The sequence below is a fragment of the Phenylobacterium sp. genome (assembly GCF_037968635.1).
GTDB lineage: Bacteria > Pseudomonadota > Alphaproteobacteria > Caulobacterales > Caulobacteraceae > Phenylobacterium.
This window is the reverse complement of the sequence record NZ_JBBKVV010000032.1, coordinates 1-4,190: the sequence shown is the minus strand read 5'-3', so window position 1 is coordinate 4,190 and position 4,190 is coordinate 1. Positions and strand designations below refer to the sequence as shown.

The following is a 4,190-nucleotide window of genomic DNA, read 5'->3' as shown; positions in this document are numbered from 1 at the left end:
GATCTTCGCTCGCCAGGCGCGGGACGAACTTCGCTGGGGCTTCACCTATTCGCGCAATGTCGGCCCGCAGCCGACGCCGGAGCAGATGGCGGCTTTCCGTCAGCGCCGGGCCGACATTGCGCGAATAGGTGAAGCCCCAGCGAAGTTCGTCCCGCGCCTGGCGAGCGAAGTTCACAGGACGGGCGTCGATCTGCACCAGGACGCCGCTGGCGTCCCGGATGAAGCGGTTCGGGAAGGCCGCCTCCACCTGGGTCGAGGCCGACGGGAAGGCGGCCACCACGTCCTCGGTCCGGCTGGAGACGTAGTTGGCCTGGAAGGTCAGGTTGGTGGCCTCGAAGGGCTTGTAGGTCAGGCCCAGCTTGAGGACTTCCCGCTGCCCACCCGTCAGGTTGGGTGAGCCGCCGCTCACGCGGATCACGTCGACGCTCTCGCCGCGGGTCAGGTCGAAGACCCGAACGCCGGAGGTCGCCGTGATGGGATCGCCGAGCTGGTTGATGGTCGGCGCCTGGTCGGTGCGATTGACCGACGCCAGGATCCGCAGCGGTTTCACCGGGGTCCAGTTCAGACCCGCCCCCACCGTCTCCAGGTCGCCATAGTCCGACAGGTGCTGGTAGCCCAGATTGATGTTGCTCGAGAGCTTGCCGAAGGTCTCTCCCAGGCCTTCGCCGGCCCGCAGCAGCGGCACGTCGAAGCTGGCCTGGAGCTGCCCGATGTTGCGGGTCAGGTCGCTGGAGGTGTTGGTTCCGCCGCGCAGGGCCTCGCTCTCCAATTGGGTCGTCGAGACGCGGCCGGTCAGGGTGGACCCGATCCGGCCGGCCGGCAGGTTCCAGAAGGCGCGATTCAGCACGATGTCGGACTGGGCCGAGGTAGTGATGGACCTGGTGCGGTCGGTAGAGGCGACGGCCCCCAGGGCGCGGTCGTTGAAGGACTTGGCGACGTTGCGAGACAGGGCGCCGGTGTAGGACCACTGCCAACCGGCATAGGCGCCGCTCATGGCGCCGGCCAGGCTGGCGTTGTCGGTGGTGGAGCGCCGGGTCAGGGCCTCGGTGGAGAACGGCGAGAGGCCCAGCTTGGAGTCGGTGTCGGTGGATTCGTAGGTCCCGTTGAGGGTGCCCGACACGCCGGCGCCCAGGGGCCGAGCGTACACCGCGTTGAACACCACATTTGTGGTGTCGGCCTGCAGGGTCCGGAACGGACTGGCGCCGATCACGTCACGGTCGCTCTCCAGGATCGGATCGGTCCTGGTGGCCTTGGCGTCCAGGGTCAGGCGCTGGCCCCGCTGGATGCGCAACAGGGCGGCATGCCCCGCCACCGTCGATCCGGCCGAGCCCTCGGTCGGCGCCTGGACCGAACCTTCCACCAGCTTGGCGCGGAAGCGCTGGCGCAGGACCATGTTCACCACCTTCTGCTCGGCGGGGTAGCCATACTTCAGCGACACCTCCTCGGGCAGGATCTCCACCCGGGCGATCGCCTCGGTGGGCAGGTCGCGAATCTCGGCGAAGCCCGACGCCCGCGCACCGTTGATCAGCACCACCGGCCGGCCGCCGCTGCCCTGGCTGCTTCCGGTCTGGGGCGCCAGGGCCGTCAGCAGCTCCGACACGCTGGCCGCGCCATAGGCCCGGATTTCGCGGGCCGAGAGCGTGACCTCCGGGGTGATGTCGCCGGCCACCGAGCCCCGCAGAGTGCGCACCCCGGCCACCACGACCAGTTCCTCGACCTCGACATCCTCGTCGAAGGCGGGGTCGAAGGCGGGCGCCGCGGCGGTCTGCGCCTGCGCGGCCCCTGCGGTCAGGGCGACGGCGGCCACACCCGCCAGCAATTGAAGAATCAGGCTGGCCGCGACGCGGTGGGAGGCGGGGGAGGAATTCAAAGCTTTGACCCTATGCAGAGAAGATGCGGCGCAATTCCGGGCCAAATGCCCCGTTCGACCTGAACGGGCGATGACCATGAAATCCGTCGTTTTCTTCGGCGCGCGATGTGACTCGACGATGTCGTCGCCGCAACGACGGTCGTAATACGCGCAGGCGTCGCCAGGGCTCCCTCAGCCCTCCCGCTTCATTCTCGCCTGCCTTGCGACCTCCGCCGCCGAGGGCTCTGCCTGCTGGAATGAGCCGATTTCGATGGCGCCTGCGCGCTCATAGACGCTCATGATCACGCCGGTGGTCGACGCCTTGGTCGAGGTCAGTTTCAGCGCGCCCGGATGCGCCCCTTCGCCGAACAGCTTCTTCCCCCGCCCCAACACCACCGGGAAGGTCAGCAGCCGGAACTCGTCGATCAGGTCGTGGGCCAGCAGGGTCTGCAACAGCACGCTGGACCCCTGGGTCAGCAGGACGGGCCCCTCGCCTTGCTTCAGCCTGGCGACCTCGCCCGCCACATCGCCTCGCATCGGCGTTGTGTTCTCCCAGCCAAAGGCCTGGTCGGAGCGGGTGGCGACATACTTGGTGCAGGCGCCGAAGGCCTCGCGCACCGGATCGCCCGCCTCCGCGAAGGGCCAGTGGGCGGCGAAGATTTCATAGGTCTTGCGGCCCAGCAGCAGGTCGAACGGCGCCTCGAACATTCCGCCCATGAAGGCGTCCATGGCGTCGTCCCAGTAGGTCACGGTCCACCCGCCTTGGGCGAAGCCCCCGGTCGGGTCCTCAGTAGGCCCGCCGGGCGCCTGCATGACCCCATCCAGGCTGACGAACGCGGCGGCGACAATTTTCCTCATCTGGTCTCTCCAGCAGTTACCTGGCCCAAGGACGGACGGGCGCGCGACGATCCGACATTTCACGCGTTAGCTCTCTGCGGTTAGCGGAGCCGACCTCGTCGTGATAATCCCCCCCAAACGCCGCCTCCGGGTGGTCATGTTCTAGAAATTTGTTCCGCGTCAGAAGGGGCACAGATGAGTAGGGTGCTTGTTATCGGCGCCGGCGGTGTGGGGTCCGTCGCCGTCCACAAGATGGCCATGAGCCAGGACATCTTTACGCACATCACGCTGGCCAGCCGCCGGCGGAGCAAGTGCGACGCCATCGCGGCTTCGGTGAAACAGCGCACCGGCGTGACCATCGAGACCGCCGAGCTGGACGCCGACGACATCGCGGCGACTACCGCGCTGATCAAGGCCGTGAAGCCCGGCCTCGTGGTCAATCTCGCCCTGCCCTATCAGGACCTGGCGATCATGGAGGCGTGCCTGGCGGCCGGGGTGAACTACCTCGACACCGCCAACTACGAACCGCGTGATCAGGCCAAGTTCGAATATAGCTGGCAGTGGGCCTATCAGGAGCGGTTCAAGGCCGCCGGGCTGATGGCCCTGCTCGGCTGCGGGTTCGACCCCGGCGTGACCTCGGTCTTCACCACCTACGTCGCCAAGCACCTGCTGGAGGGCATCGAGACCCTGGACATCCTGGATTGCAACGGCGGCGACCACGGCCACCCCTTCGCCACCAACTTCAACCCCGAGATCAACATCCGCGAAGTGACCGCGCCCTCGCGGCACTGGGAGAACGGCCAGTGGGTCGAGGGCCCGGCCCTGGCCCAGAAGCAAACCTTCGACTTCGATCAGGTCGGACCGCGCAATATGTACCTCATGTACCACGAGGAGCTGGAGTCGCTGGCGCGGTTCTACCCGGAGATCAAGCGCATCCGCTTCTGGATGACCTTCGGAGATTCCTACCTCAAGCACCTGGAAGTGCTGACCAATATCGGCATGACCCGGATCGATCCTGTGATGTTCGAGGGTCGCGAGATCATCCCGCTGCAGTTCCTCAAGGCGCTGCTGCCGGAACCCTCGTCCCTCGGTCCCGTGACCCGCGGCAAGACCAATATCGGCGTCATCGCCAGCGGCCAGAAGGACGGCGCGGAGAAGACCGTCTACGTCCTGAACATCTGCGACCACGAGGAAGCCTATGCCGAGACCGGCAACCAGGCGGTCAGCTACACCACCGGGGTGCCTGCCATGATCGGCGCGGCCCTGATGCTGACGGGCCAGTGGTCGGGCGCAGGCGTGTTCAACATGGAGCAGCTCGATCCCGATCCCTTCATGGACATGCTGAACCGGCACGGGCTGCCCTGGCAGGTCAAGGACCTGGCCGCCCCCCTGGCCTTCTGACAGCCATGGAAACCCAGGCCGGCGGTCCCGGCGCCTTCGCGGGGTTCGACCTGGCTCGTGTCCCCTCCCCCTGCTTCGTCGTCGACGAGGCGGCGGTGCGGCG

General features: G+C 67.2%; 2 protein-coding genes and 1 pseudogene. 1 reads left to right on the top strand and 2 read right to left on the bottom strand.

What is annotated here, in order from left to right:
• Positions 1-1,870 (bottom strand): annotated as a pseudogene (locus AAC997_RS03155) (hypothetical protein); the annotation flags it as partial.
• 171 nt (positions 1,871-2,041) lie between these two features.
• Entirely contained in the window at positions 2,042-2,707 is a 666-nt protein-coding gene (locus AAC997_RS03150; RefSeq protein WP_340644247.1) for a dihydrofolate reductase family protein, read from the bottom strand.
• Positions 2,708-2,881: 174 nt separating this feature from the next.
• Between AAC997_RS03150 and AAC997_RS03145 the strand changes: the two genes are divergently transcribed.
• Positions 2,882-4,087, top strand: coding sequence for a saccharopine dehydrogenase family protein (locus AAC997_RS03145; protein WP_340644246.1), 1,206 nt, complete (start codon positions 2,882-2,884; stop codon positions 4,085-4,087).
• The last annotated feature ends 103 nt before the right edge of the window (positions 4,088-4,190 follow it).

Bases quoted from the DNA above. Each gene is read 5' to 3' on its own strand.
- AAC997_RS03150 (WP_340644247.1), bottom strand. From the start codon at position 2,707: ATGAGGAAAATTGTCGCCGCCGCGTTCGTCAGCCTGGATGGGGTCATG.
- AAC997_RS03145 (WP_340644246.1), top strand. From the start codon at position 2,882: ATGAGTAGGGTGCTTGTTATCGGCGCCGGCGGTGTGGGGTCCGTCGCC.